This is a genomic window from Pseudaquabacterium rugosum, from assembly GCF_038066575.1.
Taxonomy (GTDB): Bacteria; Pseudomonadota; Gammaproteobacteria; order Burkholderiales; family Burkholderiaceae_C; genus Pseudaquabacterium; species Pseudaquabacterium rugosum.
On the sequence record NZ_JBBUTF010000017.1, the window covers coordinates 114,544 to 140,210 of the forward strand.

Sequence of the window (25,667 nt, forward strand, 5' to 3'; positions counted from 1 at the left end):
CGTGGGCGCGCGGGTACCGCGCGCCGCGGGTCGTCAGCCGGCCGACTGCTGCTGTTGCTGGCGCTTGCGCTCGGCGACCTCGTGCGGGCGCAGGTCGCCGGCGGCCTTGTCGAGCACGGCGTTCACGTACTTGTGGCCGTCGGTGCCGCCGAAGGTCTTGGCCAGCTCCACCGCCTCGTTGACCGCGACGCGGTAGGGGATGTCCAGGCAGTGCGTCAGCTCGTAGACGCCGATCATCAGCACGCCGTGCTCGATCGGCGACAGGTCGCTGGTGCGGCGGTCGACGTGGCGGGCCAGCACGGCGTCGATCTGCGAGGCCTCGGCGATGCAGCCGTGCAGCAGGGCGTCGAAGTGCAGGCGGTCGGCCTTGTCGAATTCTTCCAGCTCGCGGATGTGGACGTCGACCTCGGCGGTGTCGGCGCCGCCGACCAGCCACTGGTAGAGGCCCTGGACGGCGAACTCGCGCGCGCGGCGGCGGCCGCTCTTGCCCTGAGGCTTGCGGCCGGCGGCCTTGCCCTGCGGCTTGCCGTCGGCATTCGGGGTGCGGGGGGCGTCGCTCATGCCAGGCGCTCCAGCAGACGGGCCATCTCGACGGCCACGCGGGCCGCGTCGCGGCCCTTGTCCTCGGCGCGGGCGTGGGCCTGGGCTTCGGTCTCGACGGTGAGGATGGCGTTGGCGATCGGCAGCGCGTGGTCGAGGCCGACGCGGGTGACACCGGCGCCACTCTCGTTGGCGACCAGCTCGAAGTGGTAGGTCTCGCCGCGGATGATGCAGCCCAGCGCGATCAGCGCCTGATGGCGCCCGCTGCGGGCCAGTCGCTCCAGCACCACCGGCACCTCGAGGGCGCCCGGCACCTGGTGCAGGCTGATGGCGGAGTCGGCCACGCCGAGCGCGGCCAGTTCGTCACGGCAGGCGCGGGCCAGCGTGTCGGTGATGTCGGCGTTGAATCGGGCCTGCACGATCGCGATCGACAGGCCCTGGCCGTCGATCGTCGGGCCCGTGCCCTGGTTCGCATGTTGCATCCCCCGATTGTAGGCTGCGCGGCCGGGGCCACCCCGCGCCGGCCCGTGCCACGGGGGCTCAGTCGGGCGGCGCAGGGGCTTCCTGCCAGCGCGACTGCTGCAGCAGTTCATGGGGACGAAAGGCGGCCTTGTAGGCCATCTTGTCGCTGCCCTCGATCCAGTAGCCGAGGTAGAGGTAGGGCAGCTTCAGCAGCCGCACCTGTTCGATCTGCCACAGGATGCCCCAGGTGCCCAGGCTGCCCTTGAAGTCCGGATCGTAGAAGGTGTAGACGGCCGAGATGCCGTCGTTGAGCACGTCGACGATCGAGACCATGCGCAGTGCGCCGGGCTGGCCATCGACGTCCGGATCACGGAACTCGACCAGGCGCGAGTTCACGCGGCTCTGCAGCAGGAACTGGGTGTACTGGTCGACGCTGTCCTGGTCCATGCCGCCGCCCGAATGCCGGCCGCTCTGGTAGCGCAGGTAGAGCTGATAGTGCTCGGGGACGAAGCACAGGCGCAGCACGCGCGGGCGCAGCGCCGCATGCTGTTTCCAGGCCCGGCGTTGGCTGCGGTTGGGCTGGAAACGGTCGACCGGCACACGCATCGGCACGCAGGCGTGGCAGTGGTCGCACAGCGGCCGGTAGGTGAACATGCCGCTGCGGCGGAACCCGTTGGCCACCAGGCCGGAGTACGCGTCGGCGTGGATCAGGTGGCTGGGCGTGGCGACCTGCGACCGCGCCAGGCGGTCGGGCAGATAGCTGCAGGGGTACGGTGCCGTTGCATAGAACTGCAGCGACGACAGCGGAAGTTCCTTCGGATAGGTCACGCGCGCGGCGGAGTCTCGTCGTGTTCGTCAGCGCCGTCGGATGTGGGGGTCGCGCGGTCCGCCGCGTCGTCCTGCCACAGGCCCAGGTGCTCCCAGTGGGCCGGATCATAGGCCCAACGTGACGGCCCAGGGCGGCCGACCGTCCGTTCAAGGTGGGCCTCGAAGTCCGTGCGGGCGATGGTCTGACCGCCCATCCGTTCGAGGTGGCCGGTGTGCTGCTGGCAATCGATCAGGGCGATGCCCTCGGCGCGGCAGAAGGCGACCAGCGCGGCCAGCGCGATCTTGCTGGCGTCGGTGCGCCGGCTGAACATCGACTCGCCGAAGAACATGCGGCCGAGGTTGACGCCGTACAGGCCGCCGACGAGCCGGCCGTCGATCCAGGTCTCGATGCTGTGGGTGCGGCCGGCCGTGTGCCAGGCGCTGTAGGCGGCCACCATCTCCGGGGCGATCCAGGTGCCGTGCTGGCCTTCGCGCGGGGTCTGCGCGCAGGCCAGCATCACGTCGGTGTAGGCATGGTCGAAGCGGATCTCGCAGCCCGGCGTGCGCAGGAAGCGGCGCACGGTCTTGCGCAGGTTGCGGTGGAAGCGGAAGTCGGCCGTGCGCAGCACCATGCGGGGATCCGGTGTCCACCACAGCACCGGTTGTCCGGTGCTGTACCAGGGGAAGATGCCGCGCCGGTAGGCCTCTTCCAGGCGGGCGGGGCTGACCGTGCCGCCGGCGGCGAGCAGGCCGGGGGCGTCGCTGTCCGGGCCGAGGGCGAAGGCGGTCGGCGGCAGGGGCTGGGCGTCGTCGATCCAGATCAGCGGGGGGGTGCTCATCGTTTCCGCATGGTAAGCGGCCACTGCGGCGGGCTCATCGCGTGTCCCGGTGTGGTGCGGATGCTGCAGCTCCCGGATTTCCGGGGGGCGCGCCGATCGGCCGGTGCGGCCCCGTCGGCCGTGACCGGTGCGGGGCCGGGCCGTGTACCGGAAAGCGTGTTCCGGGTCATGCGGCTTTTCTGTTCCTGAGAGGTGGCCAGAAATCCAGAGGCCAAATGCGGACATCGATCGGCCGGAGTTTCGCCCGCGGGGCGAAACGTCTTGTGGCGAATCATTTGTAACACGCTGCGTGTGCGCACGGCTCTGCAACCCCTAGGACGCGGTAGGGGGGTGTGTTGCTGAAACGTCTACCTTCGCGCGTTTTGCATGAAGGCGCAGGGCGCTCTGCAAGGCATCCGCCGCCGTGCGTCACGGCCCCGGGCTCCTGCGCAGGCCCTGCGTGGAGACACGCGCTTGACACGCATGAAGTTCGATCTGAAGGACGCCGCGCGCGCCCTGGGGTGTGCCGGGCTGTTCGCCGCGCTGCCGGTGGCGGCCCAGATCCTGACGATCAACCAGATCGATTTCCCGGCCAGCATCGGGCGGGCCTCCGATCTGGCGGCCGCCACCACGCCGCTGGATGCGACGGTGCAGGTGCGCTATCTGCGCCAGCTGTCGGCGGCCACGGTCGTGCGGGTGGATCTGCCGGCGGTGCTGCAGGTCGCGCCGCCCGCGCTGCCGGCGGGCTGCCAGCGGTCGACGGTCGCCGGCGTGGCCGGCATCGATTGCGCGGTGGCCGCCGGTGCGGTCGGCTCCAGTGGCAGCCTGAGCTTCGCGGTGCGTGGTCGTCAGCTCGGCGGGCTGTCGATGACGGCGACGGCCGGCACCAGCTCGGCCACCCGGGGCGGCAGCGTGATCACCGCCGGCAACATCAGCCACCTGTTGAGCCAGGACGTGGCCGGCCCCCATGCGGCCGGCGCCACGATCGCGATGAGCTGGCGGCCGACGCTCGATGCGGCGGCCGACGACCTGCCGTCCCAGGCCACGATCGTGCTGTCGGATCGTCTGCCGGGCACGGCCACCGACTTCACGCTGCAGGCCATCGACCTGAGCGAGGCCCCGGGCGTCAGCTGCGACAGCGTGACGCAGGCCCAGTCCTCGCGCACGCTGGTGTGCCGGGTCAGCGGTCCGCTCACCCGCGCGGCGCTCGGTGCGCTGCGCATCCGCTTCAGCGGCATCGCTGGCACCTCCGGCAGCTTCGTGCACCAGGCCACGGTCGCGCTGCAGGACGGCTCGCCCTATCTGGATGCGCAGCCCGACGACAACGTGGTCACCAGCGCCTACACCGTCGATCCGGCGGCCGACCTGCAGGCGGCCATCGCCTTCACGTCGCAGCCGGTGCTCGCCGGCAGCAGCCAGACGCTGACGCTGACGCTGTCGAACAACGGCCCGATGACGATGCCCGCCGGGGCGCAGATCAGCCTGCCGCTGGCCGCCGGTTTCACCGTCACCAGCCTGCCCGCGGGCTGCAGTGGGGTGGCCAGTGGCCAGACCTTGAGCGCTGCGGCCACGCTGCGCTGCACTGCCGCCGCGCTGCCCCAGGCCGGCAGCCAGAGCTGGGCCCTGGGCCTGCGCATGCCGTCGGCCGCGGCCACCGGCACCTGGAGCGCCACGGCGCTCGCGGCCAGCGGCTGGCGCGATGCCAATGCCGCCAACGATGTCGCCAGCACGCTCTACACCGTCAGTGGCGCCTACGCCGATCTCGGCCTGGACAAGACCAAGCTGCCGCAGTACGGCCCGGTCGTGCCCGGCACCGTGGTCACCACCACGATCACGGTGCGCAACGAGGCCTCCAGCACCGCGGCCGCCACCTACACCGCGGCCGGCGGCGCGCAACCGCTGCGCGTGGTCGACTACCTGCTGCCGGCGGAGATCGATGCGGCCGTCGGTGTCGACGGGCTGAGCGGCGTGTCCGCCGGCTGGACCTGCAGCGTCGGTGCCGGCAGCGATCCGGCCAACGCCGCCCGCAGCCGGCGCGTCCTGTGCCTGCGCACGGCGGCCGGCACGCTGGCGCCCGGCGAGAGCCTGACGCTGTCGTTCTCGACCCAGGTCAGCGCGACGATGGACGGCGCACCGCTGCTGGAAAACCGCGCCTGCACCGGCGAGACCGTGCTGAGCCAGCTCGGCCTGGGCGCGGCCGCCGGCCCGCAGCCCCCGGGCAACGGCCAGACCGCCAACGACTGCGCGACGGCTGGCGGCTTCCTGCGCGCGACCACGGCCACCCTCGGCCGCGCGCTGGTCGCGTTGCGCCAGTGGTCGTCGACGGTGGCGCCGGTCGCCGGCCAGGACACCGCCACCAGCGCCGACTGGCACGACGACGTGGCCGCTCCGGCCGTGCTGGCGGCCGACCAGTCCACGCTGTACTGGCGCTTCGAGGTGGCCACGCCGGCGGCGTCGCCCCAGGTCACGATCCCGACGCTGCTGGTCTACAACGGCAGCCTGCCCGGCCTGCTCGACGTCAGCTCGCCCGGCGCGCCAGCGCCCGGCTACCGCACGCCGGCCATCACCGTCACGCGCGAGCTGCTGTCGGGCAGCGCGACGCTGACCGGTTGCCCGACGGTGATCAGCGCCGGCAGCGGCCAGCTGGTGTGCACGCTGACCCAGGTCGCCCCCGGCACCCGGCTGCGGTTGACGCTGGCCGTGCCGCGTCCGCTGGCCGCCGGTCTGCTGGCCAACACCATGGCCTGGGTCACCTCGCCGGACGCCTTCCTGAGCGCCGTGCCGGGCCAGGTCGTCGATGACGATGCCGCGGTGCAGGTGCTGCCGCGCACCGATCTCGCGCTGACCAGCCTGAGCATGGCGCCGAACCAGCCGCGCATCGGCCAGACCGTGCAGTTCGTGGCCACCGCGCAGAACCTGGGGCCGGACGAGGTCAGTGCGCCGGGCGCCTTCACCGTGATCGACGACTTCAACGTCGACACGGCCGCCGGTCAGGCGGCCTATGCCGATCTCGTGGCCAGCGGCGAGGGGATGAGCTGCAGCGTCGTCGGCACCGCCGCCAGCGGTGAGCCGGCGCTGGCCGCCGGCCACCGCCGTGTGCGCTGCACCAACACCACGGCCGTCGCCCGTTATGCGACGCGCACGGTGACCGTCAGCGCACGGCTGCTCAAGCCGGCCGGCAGCCTGCCGGCCAGTGGGGCGGCCTGGACCGCCCAGGCGCACACCGCCCGCGTCGTGCTCGGTGGTGGCCTGTGCGAGTTCAAGGAGGAGACCAGCTCCTCGGCGGCCGTCTCCAGCGCCTGCGGCGATGCCGCGTCCCTGGCCAACAACCAGGCCAGCCTGAGCTACGACATCGGCCTGCCGCAGATCGACCTGATCCTGGGCACCCAGCTGGTGCTGCCCACCGGGCAGAGCATGCCGGCCATCGGCCAGCCGCTGCGCTACCGCTTCGTGCTGCAGAACAACGGCCCGTCGCGCGCCGAGGGTGTCACGCTGCAGGCGCGGCTGACGCTGCCGACCGGCTTCAGCGTCGCCTCGCCGTCGGTGGTGGCGGTCAATGCCCAGGCCGTCGGGGCTGCGCGTTACGTGCTCGACGCGACCAAGACCGGTGCCGTGACCTGCGCCCTGGCCGAGGCCACGCTGCTGAGCTGCCGGCTCGCGCCGCAGGCCGCCGATGCCTGGCTGGCCGCCGGCGCCGAGGTCAACTTCGACGTCGAACTCGCCAGCACCGGCAGCGCGCTGGTGCCGGTCACCTACAGCCAGACCTCGGTGGTCTGTGCCGACGAATCGCAGGCCGGCTACGAGTCCTCGGGCAGCTGCTCGATCACGGCCAGCGCCGACAACAACAACCGCTCGGCGGTCAACGACACCGTCTTCCCGGCGACCGATCTGGCCATCACCAAGGTCCAGGTGGCGGGTGGCGCGCCGGCCTCGCTCAACGAGCCACTGGCCTGGGACCTGGGCCTGCGCAACCGGGGCCCGCAGGCGGCCACCGTGCTGCGCGTCAGCGACGTGCTGCCGGCCGGCTTCGACTGGCTGGACGACAGCGCGCACGCGCCCGCCCTGACGCTGGGCAGCGCGGTGGGCAGCGTGCCCACGCTGGCCTGCAGCGCCAGCCCGGCCGCGCTCGCCAGCGTCAGCGCGCAGCAGACCGTCAGCTGCGTGATCAGCGCGCCGGCCGGCCAGGCGATCGCCGTCGGCGACGATGCCGAGCACCAGATCACGCTGCGGCTGTGGGCCCGGCGCCGGGCCGACTGGCTGCAGGGCCCGTACGGCACCGCCCAGCTCAACACCGCCAGCGTGGCGCCGGGCGTCGATGCCGCGGGCATGCCGCTGGCGGTCGATCCGGTCAGCGGCAATGACAGCGCGAGTGCCAGCGTGGTGCTGCAGCGCGCCGGCCTGTCCGGCCGCGTGATCCTGGACCGCAATGGCAACGGCGTGGCCGATGGCAGCGGCGCGTCGGCCGACAGCCCGCTCGAAGGCGTGACCGTGACCGTGCGCGGCACCGACCTCTGGGGCGCGGCGATCGTGCGCAGCGTGCGCACCGCCGCCGACGGCAGCTGGGCCTTCGACCACCTGCCGCCCGGCAGCTATGCCGTCGAGGAGACGCAGCCGGCCGGTCTGGTCGACAGCCCGGTGCTGCCGGCCGCGCCGGCAGGCAGCGGCGCGCAGGCCGTGGCGGCCGACGCCACCGCCGGCACCGGCAGCCGCTGGACCGCGCTCACGCTGGCCGGCGGCCAGTCGGTCAGCGGCCTGCTGTTCGCCGACACCGATGCGGCCGCCCGTCTGGCCGGCCGCGTCTGGCGTGACCTGGACGCCGACGGCGTGGCCGATGGCGACGCGGCGGGCGAGACCGGCATCGCCGGTGTGACGATCACGCTGCAGCGCCTGCTGGCCGACGGCAGCCTGGAGGCCGCCGGCACGGCGACCACCGGCGCCGATGGCCGCTGGAGCCTGGGCGGCCTGGCCGCCGGCCGCTACCGCATCAGCGAGGGCGCACTGCCCGCGGGCAGTGGTCTGCTCGACGGCCGGGCGGTGGCCGGCCAGGTGGCCGGAGCCACCGTCGGCACCGTCACCGTGGGCGAGCCCGACCGCATCGATGCGGTGACGCTCGGCGCCGATCAGTCCGGCACCGGCTATGACTTCGCCGAGATCCCGGCCGCGGCCCTCAGCGGCCGTGTCTGGCTCGATGCCGATGGCGACGGCGTGGTCGGCGCGACCGAGACCGGCCTGGCCGGCGTCACGCTGACGCTGACCGGCACCGACGACCGCGGCCAGAGCGTCAGCCGCACGACCGTGACGGCGGCCGATGGCCGCTGGTCCTTCAGCGACCTGCGGCCGGGCACCTATGCGGTGTCGCAGAGCGGCCAGCCCGCCGGCACCGTCAACGGCGTCACGCGCTCGGCCCTGGCCGGCGCGCTGGCCGGCAATCCGGCCGAGGGCGGTTCGCGCATCACCAACCTCGTGCTGGCCGCGGGCCAGCAGGCCGGCGACAACCTGTTCGGCGAGCAGCCCAACGGTGCCAGCCTGGCCGGCCGTGTCTGGCGTGACCTCGATGCCGACGGCCTGCCCGACGGCGACGCCGCCGGCGAGACCGGCATCGCCGGCATCACCGTCAGCGTGCAGCGCCTGCTGGCCGACGGCAGCCTGGAGGCCGCCGGCACGGCGACGACCGGCGCCGACGGCCGCTGGAGCGTCGCTGGCCTGACCGCCGGCCGCTACCGCGTCAGCGAGGGGGCGCTGCCGGCCGGCAGCGGCCTGCTCGATGGCCGCGCGGTGGCCGGCCAGGTGGCCGGTGCCACCGTCGGCACGGTCACCGCGGCCGAGCCGGACCGCATCGATGCGGTGATGCTCGGCGCCGACCAGGCCGGCACCGGCTACGACTTCGCCGAGATTCCGGCGGCGGCGCTGGCCGGCCGCGTCTGGCTCGACGCCGATGGCGACGGCCTGCCCGGCGCGACCGAGGCCGGCATCGCCGACAGCCGCGTGCGTCTGCTCGGCACCGATGACCGCGGTGTGGCCGTCGATCTGGAGGTGCGCACCGACGCCCAGGGCCAGTGGCGTGTCGACGGCCTGCGCCCGGGCCGCTACCGGGTGCTGCAGCCGCAGCAGCCGACGGGCACCGTCGAAGGCGCGATCGTCGCCGGGGCCGCCGCCGCGGCTGCCGGTGCCGGCGGCGCGGCCAATGCCGACGGCCAGTCCGAGATCGGCACGCTGGCGCTGGCCGCCGGCGCCACGGTCGACGGCCTGCTGTTCGGCGAGCGCACGGCCACGCCCGATCTGCGCGTGACCGCCACGGCCAGCGCCACCACGGTGACCGCCGGCCGCAGCCTGACGCTGACGCTGGCGGTGGCCAATGCCGGCAGCGTGGCCACCAGCGGCAACTGGAGCGTCAGCGACCGCCTGCCCGCCGGCCTGAGCCTGGCCGCCGTGCCCACGGGCAGCGGCTGGACCTGCTCCGGCGCCATCGGCGACACCGCCTTCAGCTGCAGCCGCAGCGACAGCCTGGCCGCCGGCGCGACGCTGGCTGCCCCGCTGAGCGTGCCGGTGCAGGTGGCCGTCACCGCCGCGGGCACGCTGCTGGATGCCGCGCTGGTGCGCGGTGGCGGTGAGCTCGCATCGGCCGAGCCGAGCGCGGCCGAGCAGGCCGCCCTGCTGGCCGGCGGCGATCCGTCCACGCTGACGGCCTGCTCGGCCACGCCGCAGCACCAGGCCTGCCAGCTGGCGATCACGGTGCGTGCACCGGGCGCCGTTTCCGGCACCGCCTGGCTGGACAGCGGCAGCGTCGCCAGCCGTCTGGACAGCACCGACACCCGGCTGGCCGGCTGGACGGTGGAGCTGGTCGATGCGGCCGGTGCCGTCGTCGCCCAGGCCCGCACGGCCAGCGATGGCCGCTGGCGCATCGGCGATCTGGAGCCGGGCCTGCCGCTGCAACTGCGCTACCGCGAGCCGGCCTCCGGCGTGGTCTTCGGCTGGCCGGTCAACGGCGAGCAGGGCACGGCCTCGGCCCCGGCCGACTGCCTGGCCGATGCCGATGCGCGCTCGCAAGGGCGTGCCAGCGCCTGCGTGCGCAGCGGCGGCCAGCCCTGGAGCCGCATCGTCGTCGCCCCCGGCGCCGAGCTGATGCAGCAGAGCCTGCCGGTGGCCGCCGGTGGCGTCGTCTACGACTCGACCACCCGCCAGCCGGTGGCCGGCGCCCGCGTGAGCTTCGCGCCCGAGGGCAGCTGCGCCGGCTTCGATCCGGCCGGCCAGCTGGTGGGCGCCAGCCTGCCGGGCGGGGCGGTCACCGGCTACACGATCGCCGGCCAGACCGTCTCGATGCTCACCGGCAGCCAGGGCCTCTACCAGTTCCAGTTCCTGCCGGGCAGCGCCGCGCCCGCCCAGTGCACCTTCGCGCTGAGCGTGCAGGCCAGCGGTTATGCGTCGCCGTCGACGGCCATCCCGGCCGAGTCGCGCGCGTTCTCGCCGGTGGCCGACGATCCGGCCGTGGTCGTGGCCGTCCAGGCCCAGGCCACGGCGCCGGTGGGCGGCGCCAGCACCGTCTGGTACGCGACGCTGGCCGCCGGCAGCGCGGTGGCCACGGCGGTCAACAACCACCTGCCGCTGGATCCGGGCAGCAACGCCGTGCTGACGCTGGCCAAGACCGGCGACCGGGCCAAGGCCGAGATCGGCGACAGCGTGCGCTACACGATCACCGTGCAGCGCGGCAGCGGCAGCCGTCCGGCGCAGACCACGGTGGTCGATCGCCTGCCGGCCGGCTTCACCTACGTCCGCGGCACGGCCAGCGTCAACGGCAGCGCCATCGCCGATCCGGCCGGTGGCCTGGGCCCGGTGCTGACCTTCCAGCTCGGCGCGATGAGTGCCAGCGGCAGCGATGCCGACCGCCTGGTGCTGCGCTACCGCGTGCGCATCGACACCGGTGCGCAGCAGGGCGATGGCGTCAACCGCGCGGTGGCCCATGGCTGCGCGACGCCCGCCAGCTGCGTGGCCGCCGACGGCCGCACGCCGCTGGCCGGTGCGTCCAGCAGCAACGAGGGTCGCCACACGGTGGCCGTCGGCGGCGGCGTGTTCGCCACCGAGGCCTGCCTGGCCGGCAAGGTCTTCGTCGACTGCAACCACGACCATGTGCAGGGCGCCGAGGAGCTCGGCATCCCGGGCGTGCGGCTGATCCTGAGCGACGGCACGAACCTCGTGTCCGACGTCGAGGGCAAGTACGCCGTCTGCGGTCTGGCCCCGCGCAGCCACGTGCTGCGGGTCGACGAGACCACGCTGCCGCGCGGCAGCCGCCTGACCACCAGCGGCAGCCGCAACCTGGGTGACGCCGGCAGCCTGTGGCTGGACCTGAAGCACGGTGAGCTGCACCGTGCCGACGTGGTCGAGGGCAGCTGCAGCAACACCGTGCTGGAGCAGGTCAAGGCCCGCCGCGCGCTCGGCGAGGTGACGGCGCCGCAGACCGAGCGTGCCGGCAGCCGCCCGCTGCGCCTGGACAGCAAGGCCCACGGCCTGGATGCGCTGCGCAGCCCGCCGCGCGGCACCGACGGCGCCAACCAGCGGGTGCGCCCGCGCGCGCTGTCGGCGGACGCCCCCGCGCCGTCGGAGGCGATGCGTCCGGTGCCCGACCTGCCGATGAACCGGCCCCCACCCCAGGGCCGCACCACCGGCGATGACCCCCACACCGGAGACGACGATGCGACGCGTTGAGCCCCACCGGCCACGCCACCACCGTGCGCCACGATCCTGCCCCCGCCTGCTGGCCGCCGCCGTGCTGCTGCCCTGGTCCCTGTCCACGCTCGCTGCCGGCTATGCGCCGCTGGTCGATGACCTGCCGTTGGCGCCGTCGCAGAACGGCCGTGGCACGGGCACGGCGCCGTCGCTGCTGGCCGCCCGCGTCGGCGAGGTCGACTGGGCGGCGAATGCCGCCGTCGGCCGCCTGGTGCTGGAGGCCGACCGCGACGCGGCGCCGGCCGATGGCCAGAGCGGCATCGCGCTGACGCTGCGCGTCTACGGCCGCGACGGCCAGCCGCTGGCCCAGCCGGTCACCGTCACGCTGGAGGCCAGCGCCGGCCGCTGGCGCGTGCCCGGCGCGGCCACCGACGAGGAGGGCCCGCGCGGGCGCGATGCCGATCCGCGCACGCCCGGCCTGCAGCTGCGGGTCGAGCAGGGCGTGGCCCGTGTCGTGCTGCTGGCGCCGGCCGAGCCGGCCGACGTGCGCCTGCGCGCGACCGCCGGTGACGAGCAGGTCCACGGCCAGCTGCGCTTCGGCCCCGACCTGCGGCCGATGCTGGGCGCCGGTCTGGTCGAGGGCGTGCTGCGCGTGCACAGCGGCGGCATCGAGGCGGCCGAGCGCGCCGACGTGTTCGAGCGCGAGATCCGCCGCTGGTCGCACGATTTCAGCGGCGGCCGCGCCAGCGTCGACGGCCGCGTCGCCTTCTATTTCAAGGGCGTGGTGCGCGGCAGCACGCTGCTGACCGCCGCCTATGACAGCGACAAGGACGTGCGCAGCCGCCTGCTGCGCGACATCCAGCCCGACGCCTGGTATCCGGTCTACGGCGACGCCGCGCTGCGCAGCGCCGACGCCCGGTCGACCGAACGCCTCTACCTGCGCCTGGACCAGGACCGCAGCTGGGCGCTGCTGGGCGATTTCACGACCGGCGACGGCGCCCTCCAGGCCTTCGGCGTGGGGCCGGGCGGGCCGTCGGAGGCGGCGCCGCTGAAGGCGCGCAGCCTGGGCCAGTGGAGCCGCACCGCGACCGGCGTGCGCCTGCACCACGAGGCCGACGGTCTGGTCGTCAACGGCGCGGCCTTCCGCGACAGCCTGCGCCAGGTGGTCGAGGAATACGCGAGCCAGGGCTCGGGCCCCTACGGCCTGCGCAACAGCGGCGCGGTCGAGGGCAGCGAGAAGGTCGAGGTGCTGGTGCGTGACCGCCAGCAGCCGGCGCGCATCCTCAGCGTGCGCACGCTGACGCGCGGCGTCGACTACAGCTTCGAGCCCTTCTCCGGCCGGCTGCTGCTCAGCCAGTACCTGGCGGCCTTCGACGCCGAGCTCAACCCGGTCACGCTGCGCATCACCTACGAGGTCGACCAGGGCGGCGAGGCCTTCTGGGCCGGCCAGGCCGACGCGCAGTGGCGGCTGGGCGAGCGCGTCGAGCTCGGCGGCAGCCTGGCGCGCGACAGCAATCCGCTGGCGCCCTACACGCTGGCCAGCGCCAACCTGGGCTGGCGCTTCGGCCCGCGCTCGGCCGTCGTGCTGGAGGTGGCGCGCAGCCAGACCACGGTCAACACCAACCCGGTCAACACCGCCACGGCGACCGGCCTGGCCGGCGTGATCGGCGAGGCCGAGGGCTCGGCCTGGCGGGTCGAGCTGGTGCACGAGGACGAGGGGCGGCGCGTGCGCGGCCATGCCGGGCGCAGCCAGCCGACCTTCGCCAATCCGTCGGCCCCGCTGACCGGCGGCCGCGGCGAGGCGGCGCTGAAGGCCGAGCAGCGCCTGGCCGAACGCTGGACGCTGGAGGCCGAGGCCCTGTCCAGCGAGGACCGCAATCCCGACGGCGGCCACTACGGCGCCGGTGGCGTCGGCGTGCGCTGGCAGGCGGCCGAGCGCCTGAGCCTGGCCGTCGGTCTGCGCCGCCAGCGCGAGACGGTCGGCACCACCGGTCAGGCCAGTACCGCACCGTGGAACAGCACGGCCGGACTCGGCAGCAGCCTGGGCAGCGGCGCCGGCGGCGGCCTGCTGGGCTATGGCAACCAGGCGCTGGATACGGCCACCGGCCTGCCCGCCATCAGCGGCAGCAGCCTGGGCGCGACCGCCAGCAGCCTGCCGCTGGGCACCCGGCTGGAGAGCGACAGCCTGCGCCTGGGCCTGGGCTGGCGCGCGACCGAGCGCTGGACGCTCGGCGCCGAGGCCGAGCAGGACATCGCCGGCGAGGACCGCCGACGCCTGGGCGCGCTCGCCCAGTACCAGTGGAGCGAGCGCAGCCGGCTCTACGGCCGCGGCGAATGGCAGCAGGGCTGGGTGCAGTCCGCCGGCACCTCGGCCACCGGCCGCAGCGCCCATGTGCTGGCCTTCGGCGTCGACAGCCGTTGGCTGCACGACGGCGGGCCGGACGGCGCGGGCGCCGAGACCCAGGTCTTCAGCGAGTACCGGCTGCGCGACAGCCTGAGCGCGCGCGATGCGCAGCTGGCCTCCGGCATCCGCCACGGCTGGCAGCCGGCCGCCGGCTGGCGCGCCAACGCCGGCTATGAGCGGCTGCAGGTCGTCAGCGGTGACACCGCCTCCGGCCAGGCGGTCTTCGGCGGCCTGGACTACACCGGCGGCGCGCTGTGGAAGGCCGGCTCGCGGCTGGAGCACCGCCGCAGCGGCGACGTCGACGGCACCCCCGCCGACGAGCGCTTCCACACCACGCTGGCCCAGGTCTGGGGCGCGCGCAAGCTCGACCGCGACTGGACCCTGCTGCTGCGCGAGTACCTGCTCTACACCGGCTACGCGGCCAAGGGCGACGTGGCCCAGCACCGGGCCCAGGCCGGTCTGGCCTGGCGACCGGTCGACCACAACCGCTGGAACCTGCTGGGCCGGCTGGAGCACAAGCGCGAGGTCGATGCCAGCAATGCCGAGGTCGGCCGCCTGGAGAGCCAGGCCGTGATCGCCGCGGTGGTGGCCGACTGGCATCCGTCGCGCCCCTGGTGGTGGACCGGGCGCGTGGCCACCAAGTGGCAGACCGACCAGTTCGAGGGCGGCGTGCGCGACCGCTTCCGCAGCCACCTGATCGGCGGCCGCGTGGTCTGGGACTGGCGCGAGCGCTGGGACCTGGGCCTGGGCACCGCGCTGCAGTTCGGTCGTCACGGCGCGCTGCAGCAGGCCTGGGGCGTGGAAGCCGGCTGGCTGGCGCAGACCAACCTCTGGCTGTCGGCCGGCTGGAACTGGAGCGGCTTCCGCGCCGACAGCGATCTGGCCGGTGCCGAGTACACCCGGCGCGGCGCCTTCGTGCGCCTGCGCTTCAAGTTCGACGAGACCCTGTTCAAGCGCGGTGACCCCGAGGTCAACCGCAGCCTGGATCGCTGATGCGAGGCCCCAGTCCGATGATCGCCCGTTCCTCTTCCTTGCTTCGTCACCGCCGTGGTCCGGCGCCGCAGCGCCGTACCGCCGGGGTGTCCGGCACCGCCTGCGCGGCCTGCCGGCCGGAGGGTGGCCGTCTGCGGCCGCTGCTCGCCGGTCTGCTGCTGGCCGCCGCCAGTCCCGTAGCCGTCCAGGCCCAGGTCGTGCCTGCGGTAGCCGCCGACGGCCCGCTGCAGCCCGCACCCGCGCGCATCAGCGACCGTGCGATCGCGCTCGACCAGCAGGTCTACGAGGCCGCCCAGGCCCGGCTCAAGGCCATCAACGACGGTGGCCGGCGTCTGGCCGACGGCGCGCTGGCCCAGGCCCAGTGCTGGCTGGACGTCAGCTTCCACGAGTACACCCGCAACGACCGCGGCGCCTTCCCGACCGAGGCGCTGGCCCAGAGCGCCCGTCTGGCCGCGGCGATGGAGCAGGGCGCCACGCCGGATCTCACGGTGCCGCTGGTCGCCGACGGGCTGCGCCTGCGGCCCGATCTGTGGGCCCGCAGCGCCGCGCTGCGCGGCCATCCGGGCTGGTCGTGTGCGGCCGCGCGCGCGAACTGCGGCGAGGTCGAGCTGGCCCATGCCGGCCATGAGCAGCGCCAGCTCGACTGGCGCCACGCCCGGCCCTATGTGCAGATCGCCGAGGACCTGATCGGCGAGGCGGAAGCGCTGGCGGCGGGCTGTCGTCCACCGGTCGTGCCGGCCGCGCCTGCCGTGTCGCCGCCCGCGGTGCCCGTCGCCGAGGTGCCGCCGCCCGCGGTGGCCGTGGCGCCTGCGGTCGTTCCGGTGCCGGTGGTGCCGCCCGCGCCCGAGGCCCCGCGCGCCCTGCCGCCGCCGGTGCAGCTGCAGGCCGCCGCGCTGTTCGAGTTCAACCGCGCGGACGCCGCCGCGCTGCGGCCCGAGAGCGTGACCGCGCTGCGGCTGCTGGCCGAGCGGGTCAAGGCCCAGGGCCTGAGCGTGCGGCGTCTGGTGCTGGTCGGCCATGCCGACCGTCTGAACGGCACCGGCCACGGCGACTACAACCAGCGCCTGTCCGAGCGCCGGGCGCAGACCGTGCGTGCGGTGCTGGCCGACTTCGGGGTGCAGGCGGCGCAGGTGGACCTGCAGGCCGCCGGTGACGGGGTCCAGCAGGTGCGCTGCGATGCGCCGGGCATGAGCGTGCAGGCGGTCCAGACCTGCCTGCTGCCCAACCGACGGGTCGAGGTGCTGGTCGAGGCCGTGCCGGCCGCCGCGCGCTGAACGGATCAGGCCGGGCGGATCGGGCCCGGCGGATCGGGCCCGGCGGATCGGGCCGGGGAGGCCGGACGCCGGCCCCCCGGCGCCGGCTCAGTCCCGGCCCGGGCTCGAGACCTGGTGGCGCATCAGGCGCCCCTTCTCGCGTTCCCAGTCGCGGTCCTTCTCCGCATTGCGCTTGTCATGCTGGGCCTTGCCCTTGGCCAGCGCGATGTCGCACTTGACCAGACCGCCCCGGTAGTGGAGGTTGAGCGGCACCAGCGTGAAGCCCCGCTGCTCGACCTTGCCGACCAGGCGCCGGATCTCGTCCTTGCGCATCAGCAGCTTCTTCGTGCGGTCGGGCTCGGGCAGCACGTGGGTCGACGCCGAGCGCAGCGCGTTGATGCGCAGACCGATCACGAACAGCTCGCCGTTCTTGATCACCACGTAGCCGTCGGTCATCTGCACCTGGCCGGCGCGGATGGCCTTGATCTCCCAGCCGTACAGCACGACGCCGGCCTCGTGCTTCTCCTCCAGGTGGTATTCGAAGCGGGCACGCCGGTTGTCGACGATCGGCGCCGAGGCCGGCGGGCGTTCGCGCGGGCCGCGCTCGCCGGGCGCGGTGCCGCCGGTGGACTTCGGGGCGGATTTGCCGGCCCCGGCTTTGCTGCCGGATGCGGACTTGCCGGACGCGGACTTGCCGGACGATGAGGCAGAAGACTTGGCAGAGGAGGCGGACATCGGGGCCGTGGACGGGCCGGTGCTGCGGAGCGCGATCGGCCGTGGACTGGCCGGGCGCTCACCGTCGGATACGGGATGGACGCTCCACCCGCAGCCCGGGTGGTGTCCGAGCCGGCGGCGCAACCGCGCACCGGCTTCTAGAATGCGGCGATTGTATGAAGCACGTGAAGAAGTCGGTTCTCCTGTGGTACTCGGCCAGCGAGATGTACCGGCTCGTGACCGCGGTCGAGGACTATCCCCGTTTCCTGCCCTGGTGCGACCGCGCCGAGGTGCTGGCCCATGACGCCGACGGCATGACCGCGCGGCTGCACCTGCATTTCGCCGGGCTGCGCCACGCGTTCACCACGCGCAACCAGCACGTGGCCGATCGCGAGGTGCGCATGACCTTGGTCGACGGGCCGTTCTCGACGCTGGACGGGACCTGGAAGTTCATCCCCATCGGCAGTCCGCCCGAGGGTGCGGCCGGTGATGGCGTGATGCCCCAGGCCTGCCGCATCGAGTTCGATCTGGCCTATGCCTTCTCCAGCCGCGCGCTGTCGACGGTGCTCAGCCCGGTCTTCGACCGCGTGGCCAGCACCTTCGTCGACAGCTTCGTGCTGCGGGCCGAACAGGTCTACGGTCCGCGATGAACACCTCCGAGCCTTCGACGATGCCGTCATCGGGGCCGCAACCGCAACCGCAACCGCAACCGGAGCCGGTTCGCGGGACGGCCGCGACGGAGGGTGTTGCGGCCGCCGCGGCGCCGCTGCGCGTCGAGCTGCTGGTGTGCGCAGAGCCCGGTGCCGTGCGTCGCCAGTGGCTGACGCTGGCCGCCGGCGCGACCGTGGCCGACGCGCTGCGCGAGGGCCGGTCGTCGTTCGCGGGGCTGGCCGCTGAGGCGGTGGACGCGCTGTGGCCGTCGGTCTGGGGCCGGGCCTGCGTGCCCGGGCGCGTGCTGGCCGACGGCGACCGTCTGCTGCTCACGCGGGGCCTGCAGGTCGACCCCAAGGAGGCCCGGCGCCTGCGCTACCAGCGCGACGGCCTGCGTCCGCAGCGCCGCACGCCCCGCCGGCGCGGTGAGGGCACGCCGCCCGCGGTCTGAGCCGGCGGCTTCCGCCTCAACCTCAACCTCAACCGCACTCGCTGGCGATGGCGCTGCGGGCGCGTTCGGCCTCGGCGCGGCGGGTCGCGTCGTCCAGCGGCACGTTCTCGCCACGGGCATCGGGCCGGCTCAGGCGCTGGCCGCTGTCCAGCGTCGACAGCCATTGACGGGCACGCTGGCAGTTGTCGGCCCGCTGGGCCTGGCGGCGGGCCTGTTCGGCCTGCTCGCGGGCCTCGGCGGCGGCCGGGCGCGATGCGCCGCGGCCCGGCGCTGGCGCACTGGCGGCGCTGGCCGCGGCCGATGGCGCCGCACCACCCGCGGGTGCGGCCGTGGCCGGCGTGCGCGCCGGCCGGCGGACGATCGATTTCTCGGGCACCTCGCGCGGCGGCGGCAGGTCGCTGACGTGCAGCTGGCCCTTGGCATCGCGCCACTGGTACTGGGCGGCGACCGGCATCGCCGCACCGAGCGCGAGCAGGCCGACGAGCGCCGCCGCGAGCATCGGGCGGGACGGGAGACGACCGGCCGGCAGCAGCGTCACGGCGGGGGAGAAGGCAGCAGGGACCATGATCTCTCGAGGAAATGCCGTACCGCCTGCGCCGGACTCGGCGCCCGCAGGACAGGCATGCGCAGGCGGGGCGGAACGGGTCGCGCACGCACCGGTGACGCGGCATGGTGGCGCCTTGCGGCAGCCGGATGAGTGTAGCGGCGCGCGGGGTCCCTATAATCCGCTTTTGCGTCTGGAGCTTCCCCATGCGCCTTCTCGGCAAAGCGCTCACCTTCGACGATGTGTTGTTGGTGCCGGCCTACTCTCAGGTGTTGCCGCGCGACACCAGCCTCGCGACCCAGCTGTCGCGCAACATCCGTCTGAACCTGCCGGTGGTTTCGGCCGCCATGGACACGGTCACCGAGGCCCGCCTGGCGATCGCCATCGCCCAGGAGGGCGGCATGGGCATCGTCCACAAGAACCTCACGCCGATGCAGCAGGCGGCCGAAGTGGCGCGCGTCAAGCGCTACGAATCCGGTGTGCTGCGCGATCCGATCACGATCAGCCCCGGCGTGCCGGTGCGTGACGTGATCGCGCTCAGCCGCCAGCACGGCATCTCCGGCTTCCCCGTCGTCGACGGCGGCAAGGTGGTGGGCATCGTCACCGGCCGTGACCTGCGCTTCGAGACGCGCATGGACATCCCGGTGCGCGAGATCATGACGCCGCGCGAGCGCCTGATCACCGTGCCGGACGGCGCGACACTCGAACAGGCCAAGGCCCTGATGCACCAGCACAAGCTCGAGCGCGTGCTGGTCGTCAACGACGCCTTCGAGCTGCGTGGCCTGATGACCGTCAAGGACATCACCAAGCAGACCAACTTCCCCAATGCCGCGCGGGATGCCTTCGGCAAGCTGCGTGTCGGCGCTGCGGTCGGCGTCGGCGAGGGCACCGAGGAACGGGTCGAACTGCTGGTCAAGGCCGGCGTCGACGCGCTGGTGGTCGACACCGCCCATGGCCACAGCCATGGCGTGATCGAGCGCGTGCGCTGGGTCAAGAAGAACTTCCCGCAGGTCGACGTCATCGGCGGCAACATCGCCACCGGCGCGGCCGCACGGGCCCTGGTCGAGGCCGGCGCCGACGGCGTCAAGGTCGGCATCGGGCCGGGTTCGATCTGCACCACCCGCATCGTCGCCGGTGTCGGCGTGCCGCAGATCACCGCGATCGACAACGTGGCCACCGCCCTGGCGGGCACCGGCGTGCCGCTGATCGCCGATGGCGGCATCCGCTACTCGGGCGACATCTCCAAGGCGATCGCCGCCGGCGCCAGCACGGTGATGATGGGCGGCATGTTCGCCGGCACCGAGGAAGCGCCGGGCGAGGTCATCCTCTACCAGGGCCGCTCCTACAAGAGCTACCGTGGCATGGGCTCGATCGGTGCGATGAAGGCCGGTTCGGCCGACCGCTACTTCCAGGAAAACGACGAGACCACGAACCCCAACCAGGACAAGCTGGTCCCGGAGGGCATCGAAGGCCGCGTGCCCTACAAGGGCTCGGTCGTCTCGATCATCTACCAGATGGCCGGCGGCCTGCGCGCCTCGATGGGCTACTGCGGCTGCGGCAGCATCGAGCAGATGCATGCCCAGGCGGAGTTCGTCGAGATCACCTCGGCCGGCATCCGTGAGAGCCACGTCCACGACGTGCAGATCACGAAGGAAGCGCCGAACTACCGCCTGGAGTGACGGTGGGCGGGCCCCAGCCAGTGGTTCGCGGGGCGCCTGCGGACGACGCGACGGACACGGCCGCCGCGGCCTCGCCGCCGCGGCGTGCCGCGGCCATGCGCTTCATCCTGATCGCGGTGCTGATCGACATCATCGCGATCGGCGTGATGATCCCGGTGCTGCCGCATCTGGTGGGGCAGTTCACGTCCTCGGCGGTCGAGCAGAACTACTGGTACGGCGCGGTCAGCTTCGCCTTCGCGTTCGCCAACTTCTTCGGCAGTCCGGTGCTGGGGGCCCTGTCGGATGCGCATGGCCGCCGGCCGGTGCTGCTGCTGGGCTTCACCGGCCTGGCGCTGAGCTTCTTCGTCACCGCCCAGGCCACCGCGCTGTGGATGCTGATCGCGGTGCGGCTGGTGGCCGGGGCCATGCAGTCGAACGCGGCGGTGGCCAATGCCTATGTCGCCGACATCACCGATCCGGCCCACCGCGCACGCCATTTCGGCATGATCGGCGCGGCCTTCGGCGCCGGCTTCACGATCGGGCCGATGCTCGGCGGCTGGCTGGGCGCGCAGGATCTGCACCTGCCGTTCTACGTCTCCGGCGTGCTGGCCCTGATCAACGCGCTCTACGGCTGGCGTGTGCTGCCCGAGTCGCTGCCGCCCGAGCGGCGGCGTCCGGTCGACTGGCGCCGGGCCAATCCGGTGCACGCGCTGCATGGGCTGACGCAGCTGCAGGGCGTGGGCCCGCTGGTGGCCATCGTCGCCTGCTCGGGCCTCGCGCAGTTCGTGCTGCACGTGGTCTGGGTGCTCTACGGCAGCTACCGCTTCGGCTGGGGGCCGGCCGAGAACGGCTGGTCGCTGTTCGCCGTCGGCGTGATGTCCATCATCGTGCAGGGCGGCCTGCTGCGCCATCTGCTCAAGCGCTGGAGCGCGGCGACGCTGGTGCAGTGGGGGCTGGTGTCGTCGACGCTGGCCTTCGTCGGCTGGGGGCTGTCGACCGCTCCCTGGATGCTGTACGCGGTGATGGCGGCCAACCTGCTGGGCTTCGCCGTCAACACCGCCGTGCAGAGCCTGATCTCGCAGGCGGCCGACGCCCGCAGCCAGGGCGCGACGCTGGGCGCGGTGGCCGCGCTCAACAGCCTGATGGCGGTGCTGGCACCGGTCATCGGTGCCGTGCTGCAGGCCTGGGGCGCGCACTTCCCGCGTGACCATCTGCTGGTCGGGCTGCCCTTCTTCTTCTGTGCGCTGCTGCAGCTGTGCAGCACGTTGATCGCCTGGCGGCATTTCCGCCGCCATCCCGAGCTGACCGCGCGCCCGGCCGCGGCGGCCTGAGCCGCCGGCCCTGCCGGTCTTTCCCTTACTGGTCTGCGGCAGCCCCGGCGGGCGGCCACAGCGCTCCTTTTCCTTCCGCCGGACGACGCCCGACGCCATGGCCACTGCCCACGACAAGATCCTGATCCTCGATTTCGGCTCCCAGGTCACCCAGCTGATCGCGCGCCGCGTGCGCGAGGCGCAGGTGTACTGCGAGATCCACCCCAACGACGTGTCGGACGAGTTCATCCGCAGCTTCGGGGCCAAGGGCATCATCCTCAGCGGCAGCCATGCCAGCACCTATGAGGACCACGAGCTGCGCGCGCCGCAGGCCGTGTGGGACGCCGGCGTGCCGGTGCTGGGCATCTGCTACGGCATGCAGACCATGGCGGTGCAGCTGGGCGGCAAGGTCGAGTGGAGCGACAGCCGCGAATTCGGCTATGCCGAGGTGCGGGCCCATGGCCACACCGCGCTGCTCAAGGACATCGAAGACTTCGCCACGCCCGAGGGCCACGGCATGCTCAAGGTGTGGATGAGCCATGGCGACAAGGTCACCGCGCTGCCGCCGGGCTTCAAGCTCATGGCCAGCACGCCCAGCTGCCCGATCGCCGGCATGGCCGACGAGGCCAAGCGCTACTACGCCGTGCAGTTCCACCCCGAGGTCACCCACACGGTGCAGGGCGCGGCGCTGTTCCAGCGTTTCGTGCGCGACATCTGTGGCTGCGCGGGCGACTGGATCATGGGCAACTACATCGAGGAAGCGGTCGCGAGGATCCGTGCCCAGGTCGGCGACGAGGAAGTCATCCTGGGCCTGTCCGGCGGCGTCGATTCCAGCGTGGCCGCGGCCCTGATCCACCGCGCCATCGGCGACCAGCTGACCTGCGTGTTCGTCGACCACGGCCTGCTGCGCCTGAACGAAGGCGACATGGTGATGGACATGTTCGCCGGCCGGCTGCATGCCAAGGTCATCCGCGTCGACGCGGCCGATCTGTTCCTGGGCCAGCTGGCGGGCGTGACCGACCCCGAGAAGAAGCGCAAGATCATCGGTGGCCTGTTCGTCGATGTCTTCAAGGCCGAGGCGGCCAAGCTCAAGGCGTCGGGTGCCGGCCACAAGGGCGCCACCTTCCTGGCCCAGGGCACGATCTACCCCGACGTGGTCGAGAGCGGCGGCACCAAGACCAAGAAGGCCACCACGATCAAGAGCCACCACAACGTCGGTGGCCTGCCCGAGCAGCTCGGCCTGAAGCTGCTGGAGCCGCTGCGCGAGCTGTTCAAGGACGAGGTGCGCGAGCTGGGCGTGGCGCTGGGCCTGCCGCACGACATGGTCTACCGCCACCCGTTCCCGGGACCGGGCCTGGGGGTGCGCATCCTGGGCGAGGTCAAGCCCGAGTACGCCCGCCTGCTGCAGCGGGCCGACGCGGTCTTCATCGAAGAGCTGCGCGCGGCCATCGACCCGGCCACGGGCAAGAGCTGGTACGACCTGACCAGCCAGGCCTTCACCGTCTTCCTGCCCGTCAAGAGCGTGGGCGTGATGGGCGACGGCCGCACCTACGATTACGTGGTGGCGCTGCGCGCCGTGCAGACCAGCGACTTCATGACCGCCGACTGGGCCGAGCTGCCCTACAGCCTGCTGAAGAAGGTGAGCGGCCGCATCATCAACGAGGTGCGTGGCATCAACCGCGTCACCTACGACGTGAGCAGCAAGCCGCCGGCCACGATCGAGTGGGAGTGAGGCGCGGGCCGGGCCGCCGGTCCACGGACCGGTGACGCCGGTTCCGTGCATGCTCGGCGTCAGGATTCCTCAACAAGGCGGGGCCGTGAGGCTTGATCGCGGTCTTGCCGCGTGCGGTGCTCGTTAAGCTGCGGGTCCTGCCCATCCACGGAACGCCGCCCATGAACCGCACCGCCCTGATCCGTCGCCCGTCCCTCGCGTGGCGGGCCTGTCTCGTTCTGGCTGTCGCCGGGCTGTCCGCACCAGCCGGTGCGGCCGAGATCTACGGCGGCGTGAGCCTGCTCGGGGTGACCCTGGGCGCGGCCACGGCCGTCAATGAACGCCTGGCGCTGCGCGGCGAGTTCTCCGGCGGCCTCAAGGCCTCGCGCAACGGTCGCGAGGAAGGCGTCACCTACCAGGGTGATCTGCGCCTGGGGCGGGTCGGGGCCTACGCCGACTGGTTCCCCTTTTCCGGCCGCTTCCGTCTGACCGGCGGCGTGAATGCCAACCAGATCAAGGCCACGCTGAACAGCCAGGGCGGCGAGGCCACGATCAACGACAAGCCCGTCAACCTCGACGGCCGCTACTTCAACGTCGAGCTGAAGTACCCCACGGCCACACCCTATCTGGGCATCGGCTGGGGTCACCACCACCGGCCCGAAGGGGGTCTGGGCTTCTGGGCCGACATCGGCGTCAGCGTGGGCAAGTTCAAGTTCAAGGTCGATACCGACATCGTCGGCGTCGATGACATCACCCAGGAAGACGTCGATGCCGAGGTGCGCAAGGTGCGCGACGCGCTGAACAAGCTGCCGGTGCTGCCCTACGTCGCCCTCGGCCTGAACTGGCAGTTCTGACCGCCGGCGGGCCGGGCCGCCGCGTGCCCTAACATCCGGCCCATGCTTGAACAGACCGCCGCCGGCTGGCGGCCCGACGATGAAGCCGGCATGCGCCTGGCGCTGGACCAGGCGCTGAACGCGCAGCTGGCCGGCGAGGTGCCGGTGGGCGCCGTGCTGATGCGCGAGGGCCAGGTGCTGGCCACCGGCTACAACCGTCCGATCACCACCTGCGATCCGACCGCCCACGCCGAGATCGTCGCGCTGCGCCATGCCGCGCAGCTCGCGCAGAACTACCGCCTGCCGGGGGTCACGCTGTACGTGACGCTGGAGCCCTGCGCGATGTGCGCGATGGCGCTGCTGCACGCCCGGGTGGCGCGCATCGTCTACGCCACGGCCGACCCCAAGACCGGTGCGGCCGGCTCGGTGGTCGACCTGTTCGCCCAGCCGCTGCTCAACCACCAGACCGAGCTTGTCGGCGGTGTGCTGGCCGAACCGGCCGCCGCATTGCTGCGGCGCTTCTTCGCCGAGCGGCGTGCGGCGCAGAAGGCGCTGCGCGAGCAGCAGCGGCAGGCCGCCGCGCAGGCGTCGGTGCCCGGCGCCGATCCTCTCTTGTCTTCCGGTGCGCTCTGGCCGCTCGAGCCGCCGATTCCCGTCGGCGAGAGCCTGGAGCTCGGCCTCGACGACAGCGGCACGGACGCACCCATGGGTGACGCGGCCGATCTTTCCCAGGACCCCCGATGACCGCCCAGCGCCGCCGCGCGGCCTCTGCTGCCGCACCCGCGACCGATCCTTCCCACGCGTCCCATGACCATCCGTCCACCTGTGACGGCCATTGCGGGCACGACCACGACCACGATCACCCCGCCCACGGCGCCCATGAGTCGGCGGCGCCCCTGCGGCTGAGCCTGTACGCCAGCGCCGGTGTCGAGCTGCGCACGGCCGCCGTGCAGCGTGCGCGGCGTCGGCTGAAGGCGCTCGGCTTCGCGGTCGATGTCGATCCCAGCGTGCGGGCCCGGGCCCAGCGTTTCGCCGGGGACGACGCGACCCGTGTGGCCACCCTGCACCGCATCGCCGACGCGGCCCCCGACATCGCCCTGGCGGTGCGCGGTGGGTACGGCAGCACGCGGCTGCTCGACGCGATCGACTGGCCGCGCATCGCCCGGAGCGTCGAGCGCGGGACGCGCTGGGTGGGGCACAGCGATCTGACGGCGATCCAGCTGGCCTTGCTGGCCCATACCGGTGCGTCCAGCTGGCACGGGCCGATGGCCAGCGAGGATTTCGGCCGCGAGGACCCACCGGCCGAACCGGCGGTCGACGAGGTGACCCGCGACTGCTTCGTCGAGGCGATGCACGGTGAGCTGGAGGCCGTGGGCTGGCGCACCGAGGCCGGCCACGACGGTCTGCAGGCGCGTGGCCTGCTGTGGGGGGGCAATCTGGCCGTGCTGACGGCCTTGCTCGGCACCCCGCACTGGCCGCGCCAGGTGCGGGGCGGCATCCTGTTCCTCGAAGACGTCGGCGAGCCGCCGTACCGGGTCGAGCGCATGCTGCTGCAGCTGCACCAGGCGGGTGTGCTCGCCCGCCAGAAGGCCGTGCTGCTCGGTGCCTTCAGCGGCTGGAAGCCGTCACCGATCGACCGCGGCTACACGCTGAAGACGGTGGTCGCCCACCTGCGCCAGGTCAGCGGCGTGCCCATCCTCACCGGCTTGCCCTTCGGCCATGTGCCGACCAAGGTCTGCCTGCCCGTCGGTCGCAAGGCCGAATTGCTGGTCGAGGGGCGCGACGTGCTGCTGGCCTGGGGCCACTAGCCGTCCACGGACCGCGGCCGATCTCCCCCGTCGGATGGACGCGCCGGCG

17 protein-coding genes are annotated in these 25,667 nt (G+C 73.2%); 11 read left to right on the forward strand and 6 right to left on the reverse strand.

Translation table 11 applies throughout. From position 1 onward, the window contains the following. Positions 1–33: 33 nt before the first annotated feature. Genes nusB through aat form a run of 4 tightly spaced genes read right to left on the reverse strand, consistent with a single transcriptional unit; the run spans position 34 to position 2,648 of the window. Positions 34–561 carry a transcription antitermination factor NusB gene (gene nusB, locus AACH11_RS18190; protein ID WP_341375674.1) on the reverse strand — a complete coding sequence of 176 codons (528 nt, stop codon included), beginning with the start codon at positions 559–561 and terminating at the stop codon, positions 34–36. After that, a complete protein-coding gene (ribH, locus tag AACH11_RS18195) occupies positions 558–1,022 on the reverse strand; it encodes a 6,7-dimethyl-8-ribityllumazine synthase (RefSeq protein WP_341375675.1) in 465 nt (154 codons plus the stop codon). Before ribH ends, nusB begins: the two co-directional genes overlap by 4 nt. A gap of 58 nt (positions 1,023–1,080) precedes the next feature. Further along, positions 1,081–1,830, reverse strand: a complete 750-nt coding sequence (locus tag AACH11_RS18200; RefSeq protein ID WP_341375676.1) for an arginyltransferase — start codon at positions 1,828–1,830, stop codon at positions 1,081–1,083. Beyond that, a complete protein-coding gene (gene aat / locus AACH11_RS18205; RefSeq protein ID WP_341375677.1) occupies positions 1,827–2,648 on the reverse strand; it encodes a leucyl/phenylalanyl-tRNA--protein transferase in 822 nt (273 codons plus the stop codon). The genes AACH11_RS18200 and aat overlap by 4 nt, the downstream gene beginning before the upstream one ends. Before the next feature lie 462 nt (positions 2,649–3,110). On the opposite strand from aat, the gene AACH11_RS18210 reads away from it, so the two are divergent. From AACH11_RS18210 to AACH11_RS18220, 3 genes are read left to right on the forward strand one after another with little or no spacing between them, the layout of a single operon-like run. Beyond that, positions 3,111–11,327 (forward strand): SdrD B-like domain-containing protein, encoded by an 8,217-nt coding sequence (locus AACH11_RS18210; protein WP_341375678.1) that lies wholly within the window; start codon positions 3,111–3,113, stop codon positions 11,325–11,327. After that, positions 11,314–14,685, forward strand: a complete 3,372-nt coding sequence (locus tag AACH11_RS18215; protein ID WP_341375679.1) for a hypothetical protein — start codon at positions 11,314–11,316, stop codon at positions 14,683–14,685. The genes AACH11_RS18210 and AACH11_RS18215 overlap by 14 nt, the downstream gene beginning before the upstream one ends. A 17-nt stretch (positions 14,686–14,702) precedes the next feature. Beyond that, positions 14,703–15,959, forward strand: coding sequence for an OmpA family protein (locus tag AACH11_RS18220; protein ID WP_341375680.1), 1,257 nt, complete (start codon positions 14,703–14,705; stop codon positions 15,957–15,959). An 87-nt stretch (positions 15,960–16,046) separates the two neighbouring features. Here the strand turns inward: AACH11_RS18220 and smpB are convergent, their stop codons facing one another. Further along, positions 16,047–16,673 (reverse strand): SsrA-binding protein SmpB, encoded by a 627-nt coding sequence (gene smpB / locus AACH11_RS18225; protein WP_341375681.1) that lies wholly within the window; start codon positions 16,671–16,673, stop codon positions 16,047–16,049. Between the two features lie 155 nt (positions 16,674–16,828). Here smpB and AACH11_RS18230 point away from each other — a divergent pair, with 155 nt between their 5' ends. Next, on the forward strand, positions 16,829–17,302 hold the full coding sequence (locus AACH11_RS18230; protein ID WP_341375682.1) for a type II toxin-antitoxin system RatA family toxin: 474 nt from the start codon (positions 16,829–16,831) through the stop codon (positions 17,300–17,302). Positions 17,303–17,436: 134 nt separating this feature from the next. Then, positions 17,437–17,754, forward strand: a complete 318-nt coding sequence (locus tag AACH11_RS18235) for an RnfH family protein (RefSeq protein ID WP_341375683.1) — start codon at positions 17,437–17,439, stop codon at positions 17,752–17,754. A 28-nt stretch (positions 17,755–17,782) separates the two neighbouring features. On the opposite strand, the gene AACH11_RS18240 is transcribed toward AACH11_RS18235, so the two are convergent. Further along, the gene (locus AACH11_RS18240; protein WP_341375684.1) at positions 17,783–18,319 is read right to left on the reverse strand and encodes a DUF4124 domain-containing protein; all 537 of its coding nucleotides are present in this window, start codon (positions 18,317–18,319) and stop codon (positions 17,783–17,785) included. 185 nt (positions 18,320–18,504) lie between these two features. On the opposite strand from AACH11_RS18240, the gene guaB reads away from it, so the two are divergent. From guaB to AACH11_RS18270, 6 genes are all read left to right on the forward strand, one after another. Next, complete coding sequence (gene guaB / locus AACH11_RS18245; protein WP_341375685.1) at positions 18,505–19,977, forward strand: IMP dehydrogenase; 1,473 nt, start codon at positions 18,505–18,507, stop codon at positions 19,975–19,977. Positions 19,978–20,072: 95 nt separating this feature from the next. Then, positions 20,073–21,287, forward strand: a complete 1,215-nt coding sequence (locus AACH11_RS18250; protein WP_341375686.1) for an MFS transporter — start codon at positions 20,073–20,075, stop codon at positions 21,285–21,287. Between the two features lie 97 nt (positions 21,288–21,384). Continuing rightward, positions 21,385–22,998 (forward strand): glutamine-hydrolyzing GMP synthase, encoded by a 1,614-nt coding sequence (guaA, locus tag AACH11_RS18255; RefSeq protein WP_341375687.1) that lies wholly within the window; start codon positions 21,385–21,387, stop codon positions 22,996–22,998. 161 nt (positions 22,999–23,159) lie between these two features. Next, positions 23,160–23,831 carry a hypothetical protein gene (locus AACH11_RS18260; RefSeq protein WP_341375688.1) on the forward strand — a complete coding sequence of 224 codons (672 nt, stop codon included), beginning with the start codon at positions 23,160–23,162 and terminating at the stop codon, positions 23,829–23,831. 42 nt (positions 23,832–23,873) lie between these two features. Then, positions 23,874–24,554: a tRNA adenosine(34) deaminase TadA gene (gene tadA, locus AACH11_RS18265; protein WP_341375689.1), complete on the forward strand. Its 681-nt coding sequence runs from the start codon at positions 23,874–23,876 to the stop codon at positions 24,552–24,554. Then, a complete protein-coding gene (locus tag AACH11_RS18270) occupies positions 24,551–25,618 on the forward strand; it encodes an LD-carboxypeptidase (protein ID WP_341375690.1) in 1,068 nt (355 codons plus the stop codon). The genes tadA and AACH11_RS18270 overlap by 4 nt, the downstream gene beginning before the upstream one ends. The last annotated feature ends 49 nt before the right edge of the window (positions 25,619–25,667 follow it).

Excerpts from the sequence above, each read along its gene's own strand:
- nusB (WP_341375674.1), bottom strand. The coding sequence starts at position 561 with ATGAGCGACGCCCCCCGCACCCCGAATGCCGACGGCAAGCCGCAGGGC.
- ribH (WP_341375675.1), bottom strand. The coding sequence starts at position 1,022 with ATGCAACATGCGAACCAGGGCACGGGCCCGACGATCGACGGCCAGGGC.
- aat (WP_341375677.1), bottom strand. The coding sequence starts at position 2,648 with ATGAGCACCCCCCCGCTGATCTGGATCGACGACGCCCAGCCCCTGCCG.
- AACH11_RS18210 (WP_341375678.1), top strand. The coding sequence starts at position 3,111 with ATGAAGTTCGATCTGAAGGACGCCGCGCGCGCCCTGGGGTGTGCCGGG.
- AACH11_RS18215 (WP_341375679.1), top strand. The coding sequence starts at position 11,314 with ATGCGACGCGTTGAGCCCCACCGGCCACGCCACCACCGTGCGCCACGA.
- AACH11_RS18220 (WP_341375680.1), top strand. The coding sequence starts at position 14,703 with ATGATCGCCCGTTCCTCTTCCTTGCTTCGTCACCGCCGTGGTCCGGCG.
- smpB (WP_341375681.1), bottom strand. The coding sequence starts at position 16,673 with ATGTCCGCCTCCTCTGCCAAGTCTTCTGCCTCATCGTCCGGCAAGTCC.
- AACH11_RS18230 (WP_341375682.1), top strand. The coding sequence starts at position 16,829 with ATGAAGCACGTGAAGAAGTCGGTTCTCCTGTGGTACTCGGCCAGCGAG.
- AACH11_RS18240 (WP_341375684.1), bottom strand. The coding sequence starts at position 18,319 with ATGGTCCCTGCTGCCTTCTCCCCCGCCGTGACGCTGCTGCCGGCCGGT.
- guaB (WP_341375685.1), top strand. The coding sequence starts at position 18,505 with ATGCGCCTTCTCGGCAAAGCGCTCACCTTCGACGATGTGTTGTTGGTG.
- AACH11_RS18250 (WP_341375686.1), top strand. The coding sequence starts at position 20,073 with ATGCGCTTCATCCTGATCGCGGTGCTGATCGACATCATCGCGATCGGC.
- guaA (WP_341375687.1), top strand. The coding sequence starts at position 21,385 with ATGGCCACTGCCCACGACAAGATCCTGATCCTCGATTTCGGCTCCCAG.
- AACH11_RS18260 (WP_341375688.1), top strand. The coding sequence starts at position 23,160 with ATGAACCGCACCGCCCTGATCCGTCGCCCGTCCCTCGCGTGGCGGGCC.
- tadA (WP_341375689.1), top strand. The coding sequence starts at position 23,874 with ATGCTTGAACAGACCGCCGCCGGCTGGCGGCCCGACGATGAAGCCGGC.
- AACH11_RS18270 (WP_341375690.1), top strand. The coding sequence starts at position 24,551 with ATGACCGCCCAGCGCCGCCGCGCGGCCTCTGCTGCCGCACCCGCGACC.